This is a genomic window from Pelomonas sp. V22 (assembly GCF_030014915.1).
GTDB lineage: Bacteria > Pseudomonadota > Gammaproteobacteria > Burkholderiales > Burkholderiaceae_C > JAUASW01.
The window spans coordinates 1,083,720-1,105,982 of sequence record NZ_JAGIXS010000001.1 but is presented as its reverse complement, the minus strand read 5'-3'; the positions used below and the strand labels follow the sequence as shown (position 1 = coordinate 1,105,982).

General features: G+C 65.1%; 20 protein-coding genes and 1 tRNA gene. 12 read left to right on the top strand and 9 right to left on the bottom strand.

Going from position 1 to position 22,263, the window contains the following annotated elements; translation table 11 throughout:
• Positions 1-12 precede the first annotated feature (12 nt).
• Entirely contained in the window at positions 13-351 is a 339-nt protein-coding gene (locus J7U46_RS05015) for a P-II family nitrogen regulator (RefSeq protein WP_233369985.1), read from the top strand.
• A gap of 4 nt (positions 352-355) precedes the next feature.
• On the opposite strand, the gene J7U46_RS05010 is transcribed toward J7U46_RS05015, so the two are convergent.
• The 5 genes from J7U46_RS05010 to J7U46_RS04990 are packed head-to-tail and all read right to left on the bottom strand — an operon-like array spanning position 356 to position 3,092.
• Complete coding sequence (locus tag J7U46_RS05010) at positions 356-736, bottom strand: diacylglycerol kinase (RefSeq protein ID WP_282823721.1); 381 nt, start codon at positions 734-736, stop codon at positions 356-358.
• On the bottom strand, positions 733-1,242 hold the full coding sequence (locus J7U46_RS05005; protein ID WP_282823720.1) for an RDD family protein: 510 nt from the start codon (positions 1,240-1,242) through the stop codon (positions 733-735). Before J7U46_RS05005 ends, J7U46_RS05010 begins: the two co-directional genes overlap by 4 nt.
• The gene (locus J7U46_RS05000) at positions 1,239-2,024 is read right to left on the bottom strand and encodes a DUF3106 domain-containing protein (protein WP_282823719.1); all 786 of its coding nucleotides are present in this window, start codon (positions 2,022-2,024) and stop codon (positions 1,239-1,241) included. The genes J7U46_RS05005 and J7U46_RS05000 overlap by 4 nt, the downstream gene beginning before the upstream one ends.
• 13 nt (positions 2,025-2,037) lie before the next feature.
• A complete protein-coding gene (locus tag J7U46_RS04995) occupies positions 2,038-2,529 on the bottom strand; it encodes a DUF3619 family protein (protein ID WP_282823718.1) in 492 nt (163 codons plus the stop codon).
• Positions 2,526-3,092: an RNA polymerase sigma factor gene (locus J7U46_RS04990; RefSeq protein WP_282823717.1), complete on the bottom strand. Its 567-nt coding sequence runs from the start codon at positions 3,090-3,092 to the stop codon at positions 2,526-2,528. Before J7U46_RS04990 ends, J7U46_RS04995 begins: the two co-directional genes overlap by 4 nt.
• Before the next feature lie 255 nt (positions 3,093-3,347).
• Here J7U46_RS04990 and J7U46_RS04985 point away from each other — a divergent pair, with 255 nt between their 5' ends.
• From J7U46_RS04985 to pbpG, 7 genes are all read left to right on the top strand, one after another.
• Positions 3,348-5,138, top strand: coding sequence for an acetolactate synthase 3 catalytic subunit (locus J7U46_RS04985; RefSeq protein WP_282823716.1), 1,791 nt, complete (start codon positions 3,348-3,350; stop codon positions 5,136-5,138).
• Between the two features lie 164 nt (positions 5,139-5,302).
• Positions 5,303-5,794, top strand: coding sequence for an acetolactate synthase small subunit (gene ilvN, locus J7U46_RS04980; RefSeq protein WP_282823715.1), 492 nt, complete (start codon positions 5,303-5,305; stop codon positions 5,792-5,794).
• 48 nt (positions 5,795-5,842) lie between these two features.
• Positions 5,843-6,859 (top strand): ketol-acid reductoisomerase, encoded by a 1,017-nt coding sequence (ilvC, locus tag J7U46_RS04975; protein WP_282823714.1) that lies wholly within the window; start codon positions 5,843-5,845, stop codon positions 6,857-6,859.
• A gap of 81 nt (positions 6,860-6,940) precedes the next feature.
• A complete protein-coding gene (gene pssA / locus J7U46_RS04970) occupies positions 6,941-7,786 on the top strand; it encodes a CDP-diacylglycerol--serine O-phosphatidyltransferase (protein WP_282823713.1) in 846 nt (281 codons plus the stop codon).
• A gap of 221 nt (positions 7,787-8,007) precedes the next feature.
• Positions 8,008-9,696 (top strand): 2-isopropylmalate synthase, encoded by a 1,689-nt coding sequence (gene leuA / locus J7U46_RS04965; RefSeq protein ID WP_282823712.1) that lies wholly within the window; start codon positions 8,008-8,010, stop codon positions 9,694-9,696.
• Between the two features lie 11 nt (positions 9,697-9,707).
• Positions 9,708-11,249, top strand: a complete 1,542-nt coding sequence (locus J7U46_RS04960; RefSeq protein WP_282823711.1) for a 2-isopropylmalate synthase — start codon at positions 9,708-9,710, stop codon at positions 11,247-11,249.
• Positions 11,250-11,330: 81 nt separating this feature from the next.
• A complete protein-coding gene (gene pbpG / locus J7U46_RS04955; protein ID WP_282823710.1) occupies positions 11,331-12,359 on the top strand; it encodes a D-alanyl-D-alanine endopeptidase in 1,029 nt (342 codons plus the stop codon).
• A gap of 22 nt (positions 12,360-12,381) precedes the next feature.
• Here the strand turns inward: pbpG and J7U46_RS04950 are convergent, their stop codons facing one another.
• Genes J7U46_RS04950 through hpnC form a run of 4 tightly spaced genes read right to left on the bottom strand, consistent with a single transcriptional unit; the run spans position 12,382 to position 16,158 of the window.
• Positions 12,382-13,149, bottom strand: a complete 768-nt coding sequence (locus J7U46_RS04950) for an IclR family transcriptional regulator (protein WP_282823709.1) — start codon at positions 13,147-13,149, stop codon at positions 12,382-12,384.
• Positions 13,146-14,495, bottom strand: coding sequence for a hydroxysqualene dehydroxylase HpnE (gene hpnE / locus J7U46_RS04945; protein WP_349239482.1), 1,350 nt, complete (start codon positions 14,493-14,495; stop codon positions 13,146-13,148). The genes J7U46_RS04950 and hpnE overlap by 4 nt, the downstream gene beginning before the upstream one ends.
• Entirely contained in the window at positions 14,459-15,307 is an 849-nt protein-coding gene (gene hpnD, locus J7U46_RS04940) for a presqualene diphosphate synthase HpnD (protein ID WP_282823708.1), read from the bottom strand. The genes hpnE and hpnD overlap by 37 nt, the downstream gene beginning before the upstream one ends.
• On the bottom strand, positions 15,304-16,158 hold the full coding sequence (gene hpnC / locus J7U46_RS04935; RefSeq protein WP_282823707.1) for a squalene synthase HpnC: 855 nt from the start codon (positions 16,156-16,158) through the stop codon (positions 15,304-15,306). Before hpnC ends, hpnD begins: the two co-directional genes overlap by 4 nt.
• 174 nt (positions 16,159-16,332) lie before the next feature.
• On the opposite strand from hpnC, the gene J7U46_RS04930 reads away from it, so the two are divergent.
• From J7U46_RS04930 to tig, 4 genes are all read left to right on the top strand, one after another.
• On the top strand, positions 16,333-17,478 hold the full coding sequence (locus tag J7U46_RS04930; protein WP_282823706.1) for an efflux RND transporter periplasmic adaptor subunit: 1,146 nt from the start codon (positions 16,333-16,335) through the stop codon (positions 17,476-17,478).
• 15 nt (positions 17,479-17,493) lie between these two features.
• Positions 17,494-20,634 (top strand): efflux RND transporter permease subunit, encoded by a 3,141-nt coding sequence (locus J7U46_RS04925; RefSeq protein ID WP_282823705.1) that lies wholly within the window; start codon positions 17,494-17,496, stop codon positions 20,632-20,634.
• 109 nt (positions 20,635-20,743) lie between these two features.
• Positions 20,744-20,830 (top strand) — tRNA-Leu (locus J7U46_RS04920).
• A 23-nt stretch (positions 20,831-20,853) separates the two neighbouring features.
• On the top strand, positions 20,854-22,167 hold the full coding sequence (gene tig, locus J7U46_RS04915; protein WP_282823704.1) for a trigger factor: 1,314 nt from the start codon (positions 20,854-20,856) through the stop codon (positions 22,165-22,167).
• Positions 22,168-22,263 lie beyond the last annotated feature (96 nt).

Here is a 22,263-nt window from a genome sequence, read left to right as displayed (position 1 = left end):
GAGCCCAACGCCATGAAGCAGATCACCGCCATCATCAAACCCTTCAAGCTCGACGAGGTGCGCGAAGCGCTGGCCGAGGTGGGTGCTTCGGGCCTGACGGTCACCGAGGTCAAGGGCTTTGGCCGCCAGAAGGGCCACACCGAGCTCTATCGTGGCGCCGAGTACGTGGTGGATTTTCTGCCCAAGGTGAAGGTCGAGGTCGTGGTCAAGGACGACGAGGTTGACCGCTGCATCGACGCCATCCTGAAGGCCGCCAAGACCGGCAAGATTGGCGACGGCAAGATCTTCGTCACGCCGGTGGAGCAGGTGGTGCGCATCCGTACGGGTGAGACGGACGAAGCGGCCGTCTGAACGCTCAGTGGGTCAGGCGCTGCCACAGCGCCGTGCCCCAGATGCCGCCGCACAGCGTCAGCGCGATGAAGACCGCAGCACTGCCGATGTCCTTGGCGCGCTTGGACAGTTCATGGCGGTCGAAGGAGATGCGGTCGATGGCCGCTTCGACGGCCGAGTTCAGCAGCTCCACGATCAGCAGCAGGGCCAGGCAGCCCAGCAGCAGTGCGATCTCGACCCAGTTGCTGCCGAGCCAGAAGGCGACAGGCGTCGCAACGACACACATCCAGGTCTCTTGTCGGAAAGCGCTCTCGCCCGTGTAGGCGGCGCGCAGGCCTTCGATCGAGTAGCCGGCCGCATGGATGATGCGGTCGATCCCGGTGCGGCCCTTGTGCGGATTGCTCATGGTTTTGTCTTCACCGGGAGCTGGGTGATCAAGCGCGTGCCGCACAGCGTGTCGTGCAGGAACTGACGCTCGGGCTGTAGGTAGCTGACCAGCGCGTAGGCGATCACTCCGGCGATCATGCTGCCGAAGATGGCGCCCAGGCCGTGCAGGCCGAACAGGTAGACGCTCGCGAGAGCGGGCATGAACCACAGCCAGGACAGCAGGTAGCGGGCTGCCGCGCGGGCCTGGGTGAGCGGCTGGCCATCGCGGGTCAGTACCCGCACATGCCAGGCCTTCATCGCCACGGTCTGGCCACCACGCGACCAGAACCAGGTGAAGTAGACGCCCAGTACGAGGAACAGAAAGGCCTGCAGGCCATGCTGGCCTTGCATGGCGTTGCGTTGCTGGGTCAGGGCGGAATAGAGATAGCCGGCCACGAAGACCACGCCGAACAGCAGCACGCCTTCATAGATGAAGCAGGCCATCCGTCGGGCCAGGCCCGGCAGTTGCGGAGTCGGCTCGCTCATCGCGCAGGGGCCGAGGCAGGCTTGGGCAGCAGGGTCTTGGGATCGACCAGGCTCGGGTCGGCGATCAGCTTCGGCATGCCTGGCATCTGATGCAAGGGCGGCGTGGGCGCCTGGGTGATCAGCACCGTCGTGGCGCCGGGCTTGGCCTGCAGCACGGAGGGCGCGACCGGCCGGCCGCTGGGCGCTGCCGGGGCAACGGGCACCAGATTGGATTTGGAACCTGCACCAGGCGCGGGCGTGGCAGCCGTGGCGCTGGCCTTCTGGGCCACTTTCAGCGCAGCTTTGTCGGCGAGTTCCTGGCGGCGTTCGGGCGGCAGCGATTGGTAGGCCTCCCACTTGGCCTGTCGGTCGTCAGCCTTGATCTGCTGAACGCCCTGGAACCCGGTGCGAGCTTGCTGGCGCTCGGCTGCACTCATCCGTGCCCACTCGGCCATGCGTTGCTGGACGCGTTGCTGCTCCTCGAGCGGCAGCGTGCCATAGCGGCCGGCAACTTCCAGCCATTTGCCCTGGCTCGCGATGTCGAGACTGTCCCAATCCTTCTCAAGCGGCGCCAGCACGCGCCGGTAGCTGTTGCCCAGGTTGCGCCAATGGCTGCCGGCGCTCAGGGCCGGCTTGCTGGCGGCCTGGGCCGGAGGCATGGCCTTGGCCGCACTGGGTACTTCGGCAGGCGCAGGCGCCGATGCCGCCTCGGCCTGAGCCAGGGCGGCATCAATGAGCGCTGCGTTCAGCAGCAGTGCGAGGGTAGGGAGGGAAAATCGATGTGCCAGCGGCCGACGCGTCATAGGGTTGGGCTCGTCACTCTTGCTTTTGTTGCTGCTGTTGAGGCGGCTGTTGTTGCGGCGCTTGCTGCTGGTCTTCCTGCAGGTATTCGCGGAACCCCGGATCGCTGTAGGCGGCCGGCGGCAGCTTATCAGCCAACAGCTTGGTGTCGACCTCGGCGGTTGCCGTGATCTGTTCATACCATTCGCTTTGCTGGATCAGCAGCAGGCCGGCGGCCAGCAGCAGCAGCGGCAGGACGGTGGCCAGCTTGAGCCAACGCGGCGAGCGGGCGCCGCCCGACAGCGCCAGGGCACCGCCACCGACGTTCAGGACCTGCTCGGCCGCGGCAGTAGCCAAGGCCCGTTCGCGGCGTGCCTTGGTCAGTGCTTGCTCTCGCGCAAAGCGAAGCCGCTCCGAAATGTCGGCTGGCAGACCATCGGCCTGCTGGTCGAGCCCGGCTGCTACGCGCAGCGCGAAGCGTGACACCAGTTGGTCCGGGTCATGGGTCGTTTGGCGTGGCTGGTTCATAGTGTGATTCCCTTGGCTTTCAGCGATTTCGCGAGCGAATGCACCGCTCGGGAGCAATGCGTCTTGACGCTGCCTTCCGAGCAACCCATGACGGAGGCTGTCTCCGCGACATCGAATTCCTCCCAGTAACGCAAGAGAAAAGCTTCGCGTTGACGGGCGGGCAACTCGGCCACTTCTGCCTCGATCACTTGCAAGATCTGGGCCTTGGACACTTCGTCTGCCGCACTCAGCGCGCCCATGGCCCCATCGCCGGTTTCCAGCGATTCAAGCAGATTGAAGTCGTCGTCGGGATCCCCTGACTCGAAGTCCGACATGTTCGACATGACCGCTCTGCGAACTTTCTGGCGACGGAAATAGTCCATCGTCGCGTTCGACAGGATGCGCTGAAACAGCAGCGGCAGTTCCTCGGCCGGGCGGTCGAAGTACTTCTCGGCCAGCTTGATCATCGCGTCCTGCACGATGTCCAGCGCCGCATCGTCGTCGCGGACCATGTAGGCCGTGCGCTTGAAGGCACGGCGGTCGACGCTGCGAAGGAAGTCGTTCAGTTCTTTATCGGTGGCCAAGGGAATTCGGGCAGGGACCCAGCACTGGCAAAGGGTGGCGATTATTGCATTGCGAAGGCTCACCCTAGGGAATGCGAGGGGGTATCAAGCGATTCTGTGCATAATGCTGCTTCGCACAATGAGTTTTTGGTCTCAAGCTGGCCGCCCGACCGGGGCGCCTCGTTTCTGATCGCGCAGGTTCCGAATCCACCTCACGAGGGTGCGAGAAGGAGCACCGATGGTTTTTCGTTAGAGAAATTCACAAAGGTTCGAAAAATGGACATGTCTGCCGCGGACATCAAGCGTGCAGCGACCGTGGATGGTCGCGCACAGCCGCAAATCAATTCCCCCTCCTCGGAGCCCAACGGCTCTGAAATCCTTGTTCGCTGCCTTCAGGCTGAAGGGGTCCGGTACCTCTGGGGCTATCCGGGCGGCGCAGTGCTGTACATCTACGACGCACTGTACAAACAAGACACCATCCAGCACGTCCTGGTGCGCCACGAACAGGCCGCCGTGCATGCCGCCGACGGCTATGCCCGCGCGACAGGCGACGTCGGCGTTGCCCTGGTGACTTCGGGTCCGGGTGTGACCAATGCCATCACCGGCATTGCCACCGCCTACATGGATTCGATCCCCATGGTGATCATCACCGGCCAGGTGCCGACGCCGGCGATCGGCCTCGATGCCTTCCAGGAATGCGACACCGTGGGCATCACGCGCCCCATCGTCAAGCACAACTTCCTGGTGAAGGACGTGCGCGACCTGGCTGTCACGCTCAAGAAGGCTTTCCACATCGCCCGCACTGGCCGTCCCGGCCCGGTGGTGGTGGACATCCCCAAGGACGTGTCGCAGGCCAAGGCCCACTTCCAGTACCCCACGCATGTGGAGATGCGCTCCTACAACCCGGTGCGCAAGGGCCATTCCGGCCAGATCCGCAAGGCGGTGCAGCTGCTGATGCAGGCCAAGCGGCCCTACATCTACACCGGCGGCGGCGTGATCCTCGGCGAGGCTTCGAAAGAGCTGCGCGAGCTGGTCGAACTGCTGGGCTACCCCTGCACGAACACGCTGATGGGCCTCGGCGCCATGCCCGCGAGCGACCCGCGCTTCCTCGGCATGCTGGGCATGCATGGCACGTATGAAGCCAACATGACCATGCAGAACTGCGATGTGCTGCTGGCCGTGGGCGCGCGCTTCGACGACCGCGTGATTGGCAACCCCAAGCACTTCGGTTCGGTGGAGCGCAAGATCATCCACGTGGATATCGACCCCTCGTCGATCTCCAAGCGCGTGCGCGTCGACATCCCCATCGTCGGCGACGTGAAGGACGTGCTGCAGGAGCTGATCCATCAGATCAAGGAGGCGCAAGCCCGCCCGGATTCGAACGCGATCAATGCCTGGTGGAGCCAGATCAATGAATGGCGCCGCCGCGACTGCCTGGCTTACAAGTCGTCCAGCGAAGTCATCAAGCCGCAGATGGTGGTCGAGACGCTCTGGAACATGACCAAGGACGACGACACCTACATCACGTCCGACGTTGGCCAGCACCAGATGTGGGCCGCACAGTTCTATCGCTTCGAGCAGCCGCGCCGCTGGATCAACTCCGGTGGCCTCGGCACGATGGGCGTGGGCCTGCCGTATGCGATGGGCATCAAGCTGGCCAAGCCGCAGGCTGATGTGTTCTGCATCACCGGCGAGGGTTCGATCCAGATGTGCATCCAGGAGCTGTCGACCTGCAAGCAGTACAACACGCCGGTCAAGGTCGTGTCGCTGAACAACCGCTACCTCGGCATGGTGCGGCAGTGGCAGGAGCTGGACTACGGCAAGCGCTACTCGCACAGCTACATGGAAGCGCTGCCGGACTTCGTCAAGCTGGCCGAGGCCTATGGCCATGTGGGCCTGCTGGTCGAGAAGCCCGGCGATGTCGAGGGCGCGCTGCGTGAAGCGAAGCGCCTGAAGGACCGCACGGTCTTCCTGGACATCCGCACCGATCCGACCGAGAACGTCTGGCCCATGGTCCAGGCGGGCAAGGGCATCTCGGAAATGCTGCTGGGCTCCGAAGACCTGTGAGGCGCTGAAGCTGCCGAGCAACCCGGGCGTTACCGCGCCCGAGCTGACCCGGTGGCAGATGTGCCGCTCAGCGGACCACCCAGCAATCCCACCATCGAAGAGCGTGGCCAAGAGCCGTCGGTTACCGCCGCCGGCTTGAAGAGCGCGAAGGACGAAGATTCATCATGAGACACATCATTGCTTTGCTCATCGAGAACGAGCCGGGGGCGCTTTCGCGAGTCGTGGCCCTGTTCTCTGCACGGGGCTACAACATCGAAAGCCTGACCGTGGCGCCGACCGAGGATCCCTCGCTGTCGCGCATGACCATCGTCACCACCGGCTCGGACGAAGTGATCGAGCAGATCACCAAGCACCTGAACCGCCTCATCGAGGTGGTCAAGGTGGTCGACCTGACCGAAGGCAACTACACCGAGCGCGAGCTCATGCTGATCAAGGTGCGCGCGGTCGGCAAGGAGCGTGAAGAGATGAAGCGTACCGCCGACATCTTCCGCGGCCGCATCATTGACGTGACAGAGAAGACCTACACGATCGAGCTGACCGGCGATGCCGAGAAGCTCGACGCCTTCATCGATGCGATCGACCGCGCCGCCATCCTCGAGACGGTGCGCACCGGCGCCAGCGGCATCGGCCGCGGCGAGCGCATCCTGCGCGTCTGAACGAATTCCCGACCCCACACACTGAACCGCTTTTTCCTGGAGACCGACATGAACGTTTATTACGACAAGGACGCTGATCTGAGCCTGATCAAGGGCAAGAACGTCACCATCATCGGCTACGGCTCACAAGGCCACGCCCATGCGCAAAACCTGAACGACAGCGGCGTCAAGGTCACCGTCGGTCTGCGCCGTGGCGGCGCCTCCTGGGCCAAGGCCGAGAATGCCGGCCTGAAGGTCGCCGAGATCGCCGAAGCCGTGAAGGCCGCCGACGTCGTCATGATCCTGCTGCCGGATGAGCAGATCGCCAGCGTCTACACGGCCGAAGTCGAGCCCAACATCAAGCAAGGTGCTTCGCTGGCCTTCGCTCACGGCTTCAACGTGCACTACGGTCAAGTCACGCCGCGCGCTGACCTGGACGTCTGGATGGTCGCTCCCAAGGCTCCAGGCCACACGGTGCGCGGCACCTACACTCAAGGTGGCGGCGTGCCTCACCTGATCGCCGTGTACGCCGACAAGACCGGCAAGGCGCGTGACCTGGCCCTGTCCTACGCTTCGGCGAATGGCGGTGGCAAGGCCGGCATCATCGAAACCAACTTCCGCGAGGAAACCGAGACCGACCTGTTCGGCGAGCAAGCCGTGCTCTGCGGCGGTGCCGTCGAGCTGATCAAGGCTGGTTTCGAGACGCTGACCGAAGCTGGCTACGCGCCTGAAATGGCCTACTTCGAGTGCCTGCACGAGCTGAAGCTGATCGTTGACCTGATCTATGAAGGCGGTATCGCCAACATGAACTACTCGATCTCGAACAACGCCGAATACGGCGAGTACGTGACCGGCCCCAAGGTCGTGACCTCGGCCACCAAGGACGCAATGCGCCAGTGCCTGAAGGACATCCAGACCGGCGAGTACGCCAAGAGCTTCATCCTCGAAAACAAGGCTGGCGCGCCGACCCTGCTGTCGCGTCGCCGCCTGACGGCCGAGCACCCGATCGAGCAGGTCGGCGAGAAGCTGCGCGCCATGATGCCCTGGATCAAGAAGAACCGCCTGGTGGACCAGTCCAAGAATTAAGAGGATTCCCTCCAGCGAAAGCCGCGCCGCCCCAGGGCCGCGCGGCTTTTTTCATGGCGGCCTGCGGTATCCTCCCGCCCCATGACCGATCAGAAATCCAATGCCCGCCCCGATGGGGACGACGAAGACGTCGAGACGCACGAGCCTGCGCGTCCACGCCGCAAGGGCATCTACATCCTTCCCAATCTCTTCACGCTGGCGGCGCTGTTCAGCGGCTTCTATGCCATCGTGATGGCCATTGGCGGGCGCTTCGAGCAATCGGCCTATGGCATCTTTGCCGCGATGGTGTTGGACAGCCTGGACGGCCGCGTCGCCCGCATGACCAACACGCAGTCCACCTTCGGCGAGCAGATGGACAGCCTCTCCGACATGGTGTCCTTCGGCGCCGCACCGGCCCTGATCATGTATTCCTGGGCTTTGCAGGGTCTCGGCAAGTGGGGCTGGTTCGCCGCCTTCGTCTACATCGCTGGCGCCGCGCTGCGCCTGGCTCGCTTCAACACCAACATTGGCGTCGTCGACAAGCGCTTCTTCCAGGGCGTGCCGAGCCCGGCAGCTGCGGCGCTGGTGATCGGCCTCGTTTGGGTGATGGACGACGCGGGCTACAAGAACATCTACAAGGATCCGTCGCTGGCCTGGGTGGCTTTCGGCTTCACGCTGTACGCCGGCCTGACCATGGTGACGAACGCGCCGTTCTACAGCTTCAAGGACGTGAGCTTCAAGCGCTCCGTGCCCTTCATCGTGATCGTGGCGATTGCGCTGGGCATTGCGTTGATCAATATCCATCCGCCTTCGGTGCTGTTCGGCGTGTTCTGCCTGTACGGCCTGTCGGGCTATGTCGTGTACGCGTACAAACGCATGAAGGGCAAGCCGGTGAGCGTGATTGCCACATCGACCGATGAGCCCGACGAACAAGGCCTTCACCGCTGAATCGGCGGCAAAAGCTCTGCTATATTCGCTGCCCATGAACACGTTTGCCGTGACCGCGCTGCTACTACTAGTCGAACCTCGGGTTCGCTGATCGCGCACGCACGTACCAAACAAGCGTTTTTGATCTCAACGGCCCGTATGCAACCCGCAGCGGGCCGTTTGCTTTTTCTAGTCTGCTGGTTGCAAACCTCGATTTTTTCGATTTGCCAGGAAGCACGACCATGTTGAAGCAACCGAACACCAAGTACCGCGCCTTTGCCCCGATCGGCCTCACCGACCGCACCTGGCCGGACGCCCAGCTGACGCAAGCCCCGATCTGGCTGAGCACCGATCTGCGCGATGGCAACCAGGCCCTGATCGAGCCGATGGACGTGCAGCGCAAGTTGCGCATGTTCGAGATGCTGGTGCGCATCGGCTTCAAGGAGATCGAGGTCGGTTTCCCATCGGCCTCGCAAACTGACTTCGACTTCGTCCGCCTGCTGATCGAAGAAAACCTCATTCCCGAAGACGTGACGATCCAGGTGCTGACGCAGGCGCGCCAGCCGCTGATCGAGCGCACGTTTGAATCGCTGCGCGGCGCCCGCAAGGCCATCGTTCATCTGTACAACGCCTGCGCGCCGGTGATGCGCAAGGTCGTGCTGGGCCTGGATGAAGACCAGATCGTCGAGCTGGCCGTGACGCACACGCAGCTGATCCGCCGCCTGGCCGAGGCGCATAGCGAGACCGAGATCGGCTTCGAGTACTCGCCCGAGATGTTCTCCGGCACCGAGCTGGCCTTCTCCAAGCGTGTGGTCGATGCGGTGACGGCAGCCTGGGGCGCGACGCCCGAGCGCAAGGTCATCATCAACCTGCCGGCCACTGTCGAGCATTCGACGCCCAACATCTTTGCGGACATGGTCGAGTGGATGCACCGCCATGTGGAGCGCCGCGATGCCATCATCCTGTCGATCCATCCGCACAACGACCGCGGTACCGGCACGGCCGCCGCCGAGTTCGCGCTGATGGCGGGCGGCGACCGCATCGAGGGTTGCCTGTTCGGCAGCGGTGAGCGCACCGGCAATGTCGACATCGTCAACATCGCCTTGAATCTCTACACGCAAGGTGTCTCGCCGGAGCTCGACTTCTCTGACATCGACGAGGTGCGCCGCTGTGCCGAGCACTGCACGCAGTTGCCGGTGCATCCGCGCCATCCGTATGCCGGCGACCTGGTCTACACCTCGTTCTCGGGTTCGCACCAGGATGCGATCAAGAAGGCCTTCGCCGCGCGCAAGGAAGGCGATATCTGGGTCATGCCCTACCTGCCGGTCGACCCCAAGGACCTGGGTCGCAGCTACGACGCTGTCATCCGCGTCAACAGCCAGTCGGGCAAGGGCGGCATCTCCTACCTGCTCGAAACCGAGTACGGCGTGGAGCTGCCGCGTCGCCTGCAGATCGAATTCAGCCAGGTGGTGCAGGCCGTGATGGACGACAGCGGCAAGGAGCTCAGCGCCGCCGATATCTGGCGCATCTTCGATCGCGAGTACGGCGTCAGCGAAAGTCCCGCCCTGCATCCGGTCACGGCCGAGGTGGGCGAGGGCCGTGTGAGCCTGCGTGCCCAGGCCGATCTGGGCGTTCGGCGCGTGCAGGTGCAAGGTGAAGGCACTGGACCCATCGACGCTTTCATCAACGGCCTGAATGCCCACATCACTTCGACCGTTCGGGTGTTGGACTATCACGAGCATTCGATCGGCAGCGGTGCCGATGCCAAGGCCGTGGCTTACCTTGAGCTGCGCGTCGGCGATGCGCTGACGGTGTTCGGCGTTGGCATCGATGCCAATATCGTGTCGGCCTCGCTGAAGGCGATTGCATCCGGCCTGCGCCGTGCGTCGCAGCGGGGTCAATTGAAATTTGCTGCCAGCGTGGCAGCCTGAGGAGCGTGGCAATGTCCCAGCAACTGATCATCTTCGACACCACCTTGCGCGACGGCGAGCAATCGCCTGGCGCCTCCATGACCAAGGACGAGAAGCTGCGCATTGCGCGCCAGTTGGAGCGGCTGCGGGTCGACGTGATCGAGGCTGGGTTTGCAGCCTCCAGCAATGGCGACTTCGAGGCCGTGCGAGCGATTGCCGATGTGATCCGCGAGAGCACGGTCTGTTCCCTGGCCCGCGCCAACGACCGCGACATCGCCCGCGCGGCCGAGGCGCTGAAGAGCGCGGCCCGCTCGCGCATCCACACCTTCATCGCCACAAGCGAGCTCCACATGGAGAAGAAGCTGCGCATGACCCGCGAGCAGGTGCTGGAGCAGGCCAAGCTGGCCGTGCGCTTTGCTCGCAACCTGTGCGGAGATGTGGAGTTCTCGCCCGAGGATGGCTATCGTTCCGACCCGGAGTTCCTGGCGCGCGTGGTCGAAGCCGTGATCGCGGAAGGCGCGACCACGATCAACATCCCCGACACCGTGGGCTATGCCATCCCCGAGCTCTACGGTAATTTCATCAAGCGCCTACGCGAGCGAGTGCCCAACTCGGACAAGGCCGTCTGGTCGGTCCACTGCCACAACGATCTGGGCATGGCCGTGGCCAACTCGCTGGCCGGCGTGCAGATCGGTGGCGCCCGCCAGGTCGAATGCACGATCAACGGCCTCGGGGAGCGCGCCGGCAACTGCTCGCTCGAGGAGGTGGTGATGGCGATCAAGACGCGCCGCGATTACTTCGGCCTCGATCTGAACATTGACGCCTCCCAGATCGTGCCGGCCTCGCGCATGGTGTCGCAAACCACCGGTTTCGTGGTGCAGCCCAACAAGGCCGTGGTCGGTGCCAATGCCTTTGCCCATGCCTCGGGCATCCATCAGGACGGCGTGCTGAAGGCGCGTGACACCTACGAGATCATGCGCGCCGAGGATGTGGGCTGGAGCGCCAACAAGATCGTGCTGGGGAAGCTCAGCGGCCGCAACGCCTTCAAGCAGCGCCTGCAGGAACTCGGCATCCAGCTGGAGTCCGAGGCGGAGGTCAATGCAGCCTTCCTGCGCTTCAAGGACCTGGCCGACCGGAAGAATGAGATCTTTGACGAGGACATCCTGGCCCTCGTGATGGACGAATCGGTCGCGGCCGAGCAGGAGCATTACCGGCTGCTGGCCCTGGCCCAGCGCTCCGAAATGGGCGAGCGGCCGCATGCCCGGGTGGTGTTCGCTGCCGGCTCGGTCGAGCATGCGATGGAGAGCGACGGCAACGGCCCGGTCGATGCCACCCTGCGCGCGATCGAGCAAGCCGTGCAAAGTGGCGCAGAAATGATCCTCTACTCGGTGAACGCCATCACCAGTGGCAGTACAGAATCCCAGGGCGAGGTCACGGTCCGTTTGCAGCATGCGGGCCGGGTCGTCAATGGCGTCGGGGCCGACCCCGATATCGTGGTCGCATCGGCCAAGGCATATTTGAGTGCCTTGAACAAGCTGCAGAGCAAAACCGAGCGCGTCGCAGCGCAAGGTTGAACTTGAAGAGTGGCGGTTAAGTTTTTGATCTGACTGGAATTTTCAGGAAGGATCAAATAGACTGCCGCCCTGACCCTGGGGATGCATTTGAAGACTTTTGCCACCTTCGTTTCGTCGGCCGTCTTGAGCGGTTGCCTGCTGGCCCCGTGCTTGCTGATGACCACCCAGGCCGAAGCCGCCACGAACAACAGCAAGACGAATGGCAAGACGGCCACGGCGCAGCAAAACGTCCGCAAGGCCAAACCCGCCACCCGCACGCCGCGCAAGGCGGCGGTCGTGGCTGCTGCAGCGGCGGCCCCCACTTTCGGTCAGCTCTATGGTTTGCACGCGGTGGACGATCCGCTGGACCTGAAGTCCAGCGTGGCCCTGGTCATGGACCAGGACACCAACGAGGTCCTGTTCTCCAAGAACCCGCAGGCGGTGCTGCCCATCGCCTCGATCACCAAGCTGATGACCGCCCTGGTGGTGGTCGAGGCCGGGCTGCCGCTGGACGAGAAGCTGACCATCAGCGACGCCGACAAGGACACCGAGAAGGGCACGGGCTCGCGCCTCGCAGTGGGCACCACGCTGCCGCGCGGTGAGCTGATGCACCTGGCCCTGATGGCCTCCGAGAACCGCGCCGCCCATGCGCTGGGCCGCAACTATCCGGGCGGCCTCGATGCCTTCGTGGCCGCCATGAATGCCAAGGCCCGTGAGCTGGGCATGGACGACACCCACTATGTGGAACCGACGGGTCTCTCGAGCCGCAACCAGTCCAGCGCCAAGGACCTGGCCGCTCTGGTCAAGGTGGCGCATGAGGTGCCGCTGCTGCGCGAATACTCCACCTCCAAGGCCCACAGCGTGACCGTGGGCCGCCGCCAGATGGCCTTCCGCAGTACCAATGGCCTGGTCAGCAGCCGCGACTGGGACATCGGCCTGCAGAAGACCGGCTTCATCAACGAGGCCGGCAAGTGCCTGGTGATGCAGGCCCAGATGGCGGGCCGCAAGCTGATCATGGTGTTCCTGGATTCCACCGGCAAGTACGCCCGGATCGGCGATGCCGAACGGGTGCGCAAGTGGATCTCTACCAACCCGACCGCTTCGGCAGCGAGCCTCAGCAAGGTCGAGTAAGGGCCTCAAGGCCCGGGTTGCCTCAGCCCCGGTAGCCCAGCGCCGACGAGATCTGTGCGGCGATTTCCTTCAGCCGCGAGCTCCAGGCTTCTTCCAGCCGGTCGGCCGGTGCCGAGATCGACAGGCCGGCCACCAGCTTGGCCTGGTCGTCGTAGATGCCGGCCGCCATGCAGCGCACACCCAGCTCCAGTTCCTCATCGTCACGCGCAATGCCGCGCTGACGCACCAGGGCCATCTCGCGCTCCAGGGCGCCAATCTCGGTGAGGCTGTTCTTGGTGTGGCCGGCGAGGCCCGTGCGGGTGGCGTAGGCGCGGACGCGCAGCGGATCGTCGCTGGCCAGGAAGAGCTTGCCGACCGAGGTCAGGTGCAGCGGCGCTCGGCCGCCGACGGCGCGGACCACCTGCATGCCCGAGCGCTCGCTGTAGGTGCGCTCGATGTAGACGATCTCGTCGCCCTGGCGTACCGAGAGATTGACCGGCTGGTGGGTGAACTTGTGCAGCTCGCGCATGGGCCCGAGGGCCGCGTCGCGCACGTCCAGCCGGGCCTTGACCAGGTTGCCCAGCTCCAGGAGACGCATGCCCAGGCGGTAGCTGCCGGCCTCGGGCCGGTCGACGAAGCGGCCTATGGTCAGGTCGTTGAGGATGCGGTGCGCGGTGGAGGGGTGCAGGCCGGTCGATTCACTGATCTGCTTCAGCGAGACCGGATCCTGGTGGCTGGCCAGCACGTCCAGCAGGGCAAAGGTGCGTTCCAGCACCTGGATGGCAGGCGCGGCGAGCTCTTTGTTTTTCATGCCGTGATTGTGGTCGATTTCCTGCCCGTTTTACATGGCGAAATGACCACATCGGCAGCCGCGAGGCCGGCGCGGACAGCGCCTTCCAGCGTGGCCGGGTAGGGGCCGGCCACGTAGTCGCCGACCGCCAGCAAGCCGGGAGCGATTTGCATGCCCGGCCGGATCAGCCCGGGCGTGCAGGCAAAGGTGGCGCGCTTCTCGGCCAGCACGCGGACGCGCCCGATGGGGCCCTGCCAACCGAGCGCCGCGCGGGCCTGGGCTTCCACGGCGTCGCCGGTCGCCGCGAGGCCGGCATTGACCCAGGCCTCGGCGCCACTGATGACGAAGGCAAACAGCCCCGGCTGGCCGCTCAGCTGGCCCTGGTCGAAGGCGAACTGAGCCGGGGCCTCGGCCGACTCCTTCAAGGCGACCATGGGCGCGGGCAGGCGGCTGCCGAGTCGGCGCAGGTAGACGGTGATGATGGGCTCGTAGCGCAGGCCGCGCGCCTGCACGGCCCAGCCCGGCGCGATGGCCTCGGTGAGGCGGGCTGCCTCGTTCGGCGGGCAGGCCAGCAGCACCGCATCGAAGTCCTCGCCATCGACTTGCCAGCGGCCCTCGCCAAGATCCATCAGTGCCTGGACGCGCTGGCCCAGACGCAGGCTGGCGCCCTGTGCCTGCAACCAGCGGGCTGCCGGTGCAGGCAGCAAATCGCCGAGTGGCCGGCGTGGCAGCAGCAGGTCGGCCGACCCGGGCCCGCTGAACAGCGCGTCCTTCAGCACGCGTAGAAAGACCTGGGCGCTGGCTCTATCGGCCGGCGTGTTGAGAGCGGCCACGCACAGCGGCTCTACCAGGTCTTGCAGCACCGGGCGCGGCAGGCCGGTGCAGAGCTCGGCCACGCTGAGACGGGGCGCACATCGAAAGCCCTGGAGCAGCCAGGCCGTGCTGCGGGCCAGCAGGGCAAGCCGCGCTGGCCAAGGCCAGCGCCGGTAGCTCAGCACGCCGCGCAGGAAGGAAATCAAGGGTTGGCCGCCCGGCAGGCGCAGGCCTTCGTGATCGGGATAGCGCAGGCGCAGCGGCGTGCGCAGCAGCAACTGATCGGGATCGGCGCCAACGCGGCGCATCAGGGCCAGCGTGTCGCGGTAGGCACCGATCAGGATGTGCTGGCCGTTGTCGAGCAGCGGCAGCTCTTCGCTGACGCTGCGGGCTCGGCCGCCCAGTTGCGCGGCCATCTCGAACAGCGTGACCTGTGCCCCCGATTCGGTGGCCCGCACCGCCGCAGCCAGGCCCGCCCAGCCGCCGCCGATGACGGCCACCCGGCACGCCGGCTGCATCAGCGGCCGCGCCAGTTGGTGAGCATCGCGATCCACAGCTTGCGCAGCGGTGTCAGCGAGATGCGCTGGTGCAGCACCTGGAAGTGCTCGGCCTCGATCTCGCGCAGCAGGGCGCGGTAGATATTGGCCATCATCAGGCCGGGCTTTTGCGGCTTTCGGTCGGCTTCCGGCAGCAGGGCGAAGGCCTCGTCGTACAAGCGGTGCGCGCGCTCGGCCTGGAACTTCATCAGCGCCGTGAAGCGCTCGCTGTAACCCCAGGGACGCTCGCGCTTGAGGATCTCGTGCGCCTTCACGTCGAACTGTTGCAGCTCGCTGACCGGGAGGTAGATGCGGCCGCGGCGCGCGTCGTCGCCGACGTCGCGGATGATGTTGGTCAGCTGCATGGCCTGGCCGAGCTTGTGGGCGTAGGCCGTGGTCTGGGCATCTTGCTGGCCAAAGATGCGCGCGGCCACCTCGCCCACCACGCCGGCCACCAGGTGGCAATAGCGCTGCAGGCCGGGGTAATCGAGGTAGCGGGTCTGGTCCAGGTCCATCTGGCAGCCTTCGATCACGGCGGTCAGGTGCTCGAGACGGATATCGAAGGGCCCGCAATGTGGCATCAAGGCCTTCATCACCGGATGCTGGGGCTGTCCGGCGAAGGCGCTGGCCGCTTCCTTGCGCCACCACGCGAGCTTGGTGGCGGCGACGCCGGCGTCCTGGGTTTCATCCACCACGTCGTCGACCTCGCGGCAGAAGGCGTAGAAGGCGGTGATGGCGGCGCGGCGCGGCGGCGGTAGAAAGAGGAAGGCGTAGTAGAAGCTCGAGCCGCTCTTGGCCGCCTTGTCCTGCACATATTGCTCGGGGGTCAAGAACGGGCCTCCAGCAGGAGGCTTTGCGGCCGTCGCATGCGCAGGGCGCGCCAGAGCATGGGCAGGCTGTCGAGGGAGCGCAGGGCAGGGCGCTGCTGCAAGGTGGCGAAATCCATGGCGGCGATTTTCTCAAGAATCCTGAGGCCGCCCTGAACCACCAGCCGCAGCTCCCAGCCGGCGCGGCCGGGGATCTGGTGGACCAGCGGCGCGCCGGCCTCCATCAGCTCGCGCGCCCAACTGCAGAGCTCGGCCAGCACCGCACGGCTGTCCGCTGAATCCTGGCCTCGCAGCCAGTCTTCGGTGTTCATGCCTTGCCGCGCCAGGTCGCCGGCCGGCGCATAGCAGCGGCCGTTCGGTATGTCGCGGCTCGGGTCCTGCCAGAAGTTGATCAGCTGCAGGCTGGTGCAGATCGCGTCGGAGCGGCGCAGCGCCTCGGCATCGTTGATGCCGTACAGATGCAAGAGCAGGCGGCCGACCGGATTGGCCGAGCGCCGGCAATAGTCCAGCAGTTCCAGCCGGTCGGCATAGCGGGTCTTGTGCAGGTCCTGCATGAAGGCATCGAGCAGGTCGTCGAGCAACTGCAGTGGCAGGGCGTGCTGACGATAGATCGGCGCGAGGGCTGCGAACACGCCGGCCCAGCGCGCTGACCGAGCCTGGCCGGCGGCCATGGCGTAAAGATCGGCCCGGTAGTCCCGCAGGTCCTGCATGCGTTCTGAGGCGCTGGCATCGCCTTCGTCGGCCAGGTCGTCGGCCGTGCGCGCGAACCAGTAAATGGCGGCAACGGCCGGCCGCAAGGGCGGTGGACACAGCCAGGAAGCAACAGGAAAGTTTTCGTAGTGCTCTATGCTCACGAGCGGCATTGTGTGTGCATTTGCGAACGCCGAGTTGTCGCTGGCGCCCCCTTCGGCGGGTTTGACAGTGGTGTGGGCGCTGCATACATTACTGACCAATTAGTCAGTTACTGCGGGGCGGACTGCAGCGGGCATGGGCTCGGGCATGCCGAGCCCGCGATTCACGAGGTTCTCATGCCCAAAGTTCGAACTGCCCTCGTCCTGCTCGCCCTGACCGTCTTGGCGGCCTGCAGCAAGCAGGCGGCTGCCCCCGAGCCCGAGCGTTCGGTGCGGACTCAGAAGCTGGACAGCGGCAGCGCCGGCATGGTGCTGGAGTTCGCCGGCGAGGTGAAGGCGAGGACCGAGTCGCGCCTGTCCTTCCGGGTGGGCGGCAAGCTGCTGAGCCGCAAGGTCAATGTGGGGGATGCGGTGCGGCCCGGCCAGGTGCTGGCCCAGATCGACGCGCAAGACCTGGTACTGGCCCAGGACGCCGCCAAGGCCGCCGTGCTGGCCGCCCGCGCCAACCGAGACCAACTCGGCGCGGAGCTGAAGCGCTTCATGGAATTGCGCGACCAGGGCTTCATCAGCGCTGCCGAGCTGGAGCGCCGCGACACCGCCTTCAAGGCCGCCCAGGCCCAGCTTGACCAGGCCAAGGCCCAGGCCGGCGTACAGGGCAATCAGGCCGGCTATGCGCAGCTGGTGGCTGATCACGCAGGAGTGGTCACGGGCGTCGATGCCGAGCCTGGCATGGTGGTCGGCGCCGGCACGCCCATTGTGCGTGTGGCCGAGGACGGGCCGCGTGACGTGGTGTTCGCGGTGCCCGAAGACAAGCTGGCCCTGCTGCGTGCTGCGGCCAGCCAGGTCGGAGCCCTCAAGGTGCGCCAATGGGGCGAAGGTCAGGCCAGCCAGGCGCTGACGCTGCGCGAGGTGTCGGCGGCGGCCGATCCGGTCACGCGCACCTTCCTGTTCAAGGCCGACGCCGGCCGCGACAGTGGCCTGAAGCTGGGACAGACGGCTACGGTGCTGCTGGAGCTGCCGCGCACCACCAACATCATCAAGCTGCCGCTTTCGGCCGTGCTGGAGCAGCAGGGCAAGACCAGTGTCTGGCTGCTCGATGCAGCCACGATGACGGTCAAGCCGCAGCCGGTGCAGGTGGGTGGCGTGGACGGCAACGAGGTGGTGATCGCCAGCGGGCTCAGCACCGGCCAGGAGGTGGTGATTGCCGGCGTGCATGTGTTGACGCCGGGCCAGAAGGTGCGTCGCTATGAAGCGCCAGGCAAGCCGGCCGCCCTGCCTGCCGCCCTGCCAGCTCCATCGGCGTCTGCCGCAGCTTCGCGCTGATCGGAGAGCCCAGGCATGAGCAGCACTCCGAACCGCGCTCCGGGCGCTTCGCACTTCAACGTTTCGCGCTGGGCGCTCGAGCATCCGGCGCTGACGCGCTACCTGATGATCGTGCTGATGGTGATGGGCTTCGCCGCCTATTTCCAGCTCGGCCAGGATGAAGACCCTCCGTTCACCTTCCGCCTGATGGTGGTGCAGGCCTTCTGGCCCGGCGCCACCGCCCAGCAGATGGCCGAGCAGGTGACAGACAAGATCGAGAAGACCCTGCAGGAGGTGCCGTACTCCGACAAGATCCGCTCGTACACCAAGCCCGGTGAATCGCTGACCATCTTCCAGCTGAAGGACAACTCGCCGCCCAAGGAGGTGCCCGAGGTCTGGTACCAGGTGCGCAAGAAGATTGGCGACATGCGCCAGACGCTGCCGCAAGGCGTGCTGGGCCCCGGCTTCAACGACGAGTTTGGCGATGTCTACGGCTCGATCTTTGCGCTCTCGGCCGAAGGCTTCACGCACGAAGAGCTGCGCCAGCATGCCGACAAGGTGCGCAGCGAGCTGCTCAAGGTGCAGGACGTGGCCAAGGTCGAGACCTTTGGCGTGCAGCCCGAGAAGCTGTTCATCGAAATCTCCCACAAGCGCATCGCCGAGCTGGGCCTGGATCTGAACCAGGTGATCGGCCAGCTGAATGCGCAGAACGCGGTCGAGGGCGCCGGCGTGCTCAATGCCGGCAGCAGCAACCTGCAGGTGCGCGTGGCGGGGCAACTGACCTCGGTGGAATCGCTGAAGGAATTCCCGATCCGCGGCATCAATCCGGCCACCGGCACGGCCAGCACGATCAAGCTCGGTGACATCGGCACCGTCAAGCGCGAGTACGTGGATCCGCCAGTGGTCAAGGTGCGCCATCAAGGCAAGGAAGTGATTGCCCTCGGCATCTCGATGAGCAAGGGCGGAGACATCATCACGCTTGGCAAGAATCTGCAGAAGGCGGGCAAACAGATCCGCGCCAATCTGCCGGCCGGCATCGAGCTGCAGCAGGTGCAAGACCAGCCGCAGGCCGTGGCCCGCTCGGTCAACGAGTTCGTGCATGTGCTGATCGAGGCCGTGGTCATTGTGCTGGCGGTGAGCTTCATTTCGCTGGGCCTGCACACGCGGCCGCTGCGCGTGGACATCTGGCCGGGCCTGGTGGTCGCGATCACCATCCCGCTGGTGCTGGCGATCACCTTTGTCACCATGTTCTATTGGGGCGTGGGCCTGCACAAGATCTCGCTGGGCTCGCTGATCATTGCGCTGGGCCTGCTGGTGGACGACGCCATCATTGCCGTCGAGATGATGGTGCGCAAGCTCGAGGAGGGCTACGACAAGATGCATGCGGCCACGTTCGCGTACGACGCGACAGCCATGCCCATGCTGACCGGCACCCTGATCACGGCCGTGGGCTTCCTGCCCATCGGCATGGCGCGCTCGATGACGGGTGAATACACCTTCGCCATCTTCGCCGTGACGGCGGCGGCGCTGGTGATCTCCTGGGTGGTGTCGGTCTACTTCGTCCCCTATCTGGGGGCGCTCCTGCTGAAGACGCACAAGCCCAAGGACGGTCAGGTGCACGAGCTGTTCGACACGCCGTTCTACAACCGCTTCCGCAAGCTGGTGGCCTGGTGCGTGGAGCACCGCTGGAAGACCATAGGCATGACGGTGCTGGTGTTTGCGTTGGGCCTCTTCGGCATGACGCGGGTGCAGCAGCAGTTCTTCCCGGACTCGAGCCGGCCGGAAATCCTCGTGGACCTGTGGCTGCCCGAAGGCGCGACCTTCCAGCAAAGCGAGCAGATGGCCAAGCGTTTCGAGGCGCGCATGATGGGCGAGCCAAGCGTGGCCTCGGTGACCACCTGGGTTGGCAGCGGCGTGCCGCGCTTCTACCTGCCCATGGACCAGGTGTTCCCGCAATCCAATGTCTCGCAGGTCATCGTGCTGCCCAAGGGCTTGCCGGAGCGCGAGGCTTTGCGCCAGCGGCTGCCGGCCCTGCTGGCCGCCGAGTTCCCCGACGTGCGTACGCGCATCAAGCTGCTGCCCAACGGCCCGCCTGTGCCCTATCCGGTGCAGTTCCGCGTGCTTGGCCAGGATGTCAAGACGGTGCGCGCCTGGGCCGATCAGGCCAAGGCCATCCTGCGTGCGAATCCGAACATGCGTGGCGTCAACGACAACTGGAACGAGTCGATCAAGGCGCTGAAGCTGGAGGTCGACCAGGACAAGGCCCGGGCCCTGGGTGTGACCAGCCAGGGCCTGGCGCAGGCCTCGCGCACGCTGTTGTCGGGCTCGGTGGTCGGCCAGTACCGTGAAGGCGACCGCCTGATCGACATCGTGCTGCGCCAACCGCCCGAGGAGCGCAACGCCATCTCCGATATCGCGAATGCCTATGTGCCGACGGCCAGCGGCCGAGCCATTCCGCTGACCCAGATCGCCAAGGTCGGCTTCGACTGGGAGCCGGGCGTGCTGTGGCGCGAAGGTCGCAGCTATGCGGTGACCGTTCAGGGCGACGTGGCCGAGGGCATGCAAGGGGCCACCGTGACCGGTCAGATCTGGCCCGAGCTGCAGAAGCTGCAGGCCAGGATGCCGGCCGGTTATCACATCGAGGTGGCGGGCGCGGTGGAGGAGAGCAGCAAGGGACAGTCGTCCATCTTTGCCGGCGTGCCGATGATGCTGTTTGTGACGTTCACGCTGTTGATGCTGCAACTGCAGAGCTTCTCGCGGGCGATGCTGGTCTACCTCACCGGGCCGCTGGGCATTGCAGGCGTTTCGCTCGCGCTGCTGCTGTTCAACCGGCCGTTCGGCTTCGTGGCAATGCTGGGCGTGATCGCGCTGATGGGCATGATCATGCGCAACTCGGTGATCCTGATCGACCAGATCGAGCAGGACCGCGAGCGTGGCGTGCCGGCCTGGAATGCCATTGCCGAGTCGGCCGTGCGGCGTTTCCGCCCCATCGTGCTGACGGCCGCTGCGGCCGTGCTGGCCATGGTGCCGCTGTCACGCTCGGTGTTCTGGGGGCCGATGGCGGTGGCCATCATGGGCGGCCTGATCGTCGCCACGGCACTCACGCTGCTGGCCTTGCCGGCCATGTATGCCGCCTGGTTCCGGGTGAAGCGCCCGACCGAGCCCTCCCGTATCTGAGGGGTGCTGATTTTTGGTTCGGTGAAGCGGCTACAATCGCCGGTTTGCCGAATCGCCACAGGCTTGCCGACGGATTCCTGATCCCCGGAAGCAGGCCTGAGACCACGCCGCGCGGGTGGCGAAATTGGTAGACGCACCAGGTTTAGGTCCTGACGCCTTCACCGGCGTGCCGGTTCGAGTCCGGCCCCGCGCACCAGCTAACTTTGTATTGAGTCCAACATGGCCGTTACCGTCGAAACCCTCGAAAAGCTCGAACGCCGCATCACGCTCACGCTGGCGGCCGCTGACATCAACAGCGAAGTCGAGAACCGTCTTAAGAAGCTGGCCCGTACCGTCAAGGCTGACGGCTTCCGTCCCGGCAAGGTGCCGATGAGCGTCGTGGCCCAGCGCTACGGCTACTCGGTGCAGTATGAAGTCATGAATGACAAGCTGGGTGAGGCTTTCTCCAGCGCCGCCAACGAAGCCAAGCTGCGTGTAGCTGGCGTGCCCCGCATCGCCCAGAAGGATGAATCGCCCGAAGGCCAGATGGCTTTCGACGCCACCTTCGAGATCTATCCGGAAGTCAAGATCGGTGATCTGGCCGGTGCTGAAGTCGAGCGCGTCAGCAGCGAAGTCAGCGACGAAGCCATCGACAAGACCGTCGAGATCCTGCGCAAGCAGCGCCGCACCTTCGCCCAGCGTGCTGCGGCTGATGTGGTCGTCGAAGGCGACCGCGTGACGGTGGACTTCGAAGGCAAGATCGATGGCGAGCCCTTCGCCGGCGGCAAGGCCGAAGCTTTCCAGTTCATGGTCGGCGAAGGCCAGATGCTGGAGGCCTTCGACAAGGCCGTGCGTGGCATGAAGTCGGGCGAGAGCAAGACCTTCCCGCTGCCCTTCCCGGCTGATTACCACAGCGCCGATGTGGCCGGCAAGGAAGCCGACTTCCTGGTTACGGTCAAGAAGATCGAAGCCCAGCACCTGCCCGAGGTGAACGAAGCCTTTGCCAAGGCCCTGGGCATCAAGGATGCCTCGATCGAAGCGCTGCGCGCCGACATCAAGAAGAACCTTGAGCGCGAAGTGAAGTTCCGCGTACTGGCCCGCAACAAGGCTGCCGTGATGGAAGCCCTGGTGTCGGTGGCCGAGCTGGACGTGCCGAACGCCCTGGTCGCCAGCGAAACCGAGCGCATGATCGCCAACGCCCGCGAAGACCTGAAGAAGCGCGGCGTCAAGGATGCCGACAAGGCGCCGATCCCTGAAGAGCTGTTCAAGCCCCAAGCCGAGCGCCGCGTGCGCCTGGGCCTGGTGGTCGGTGAGCTGGTTCGTTCGAACAACCTGCAAGCCAAGCCGGAGCAACTGCAAGCGCACATCGAAGAGCTGGCACAGAGCTACGAGAAGCCTGCCGACGTCGTTCGCTGGTACCTGAGCGACCGTGAGCGTCTGGCCGAAGTGGAAGCCGTTGTCGTTGAAAACAATGTCACCGACTTCGTGCTGGCCAAGGCCAAGATCAACGACAAGGCCCTGCCTTTCGACGAATTGATGGCCGCTGGTAACTGATCCAGCCCCGGCTGAATCAAACAGGGCGCCGCGCCGCAAGGTCGGCGCCCTTGTCATTTCGGCAAGGTCGGCGCCCTTGTCATTTCGGCGAGAACA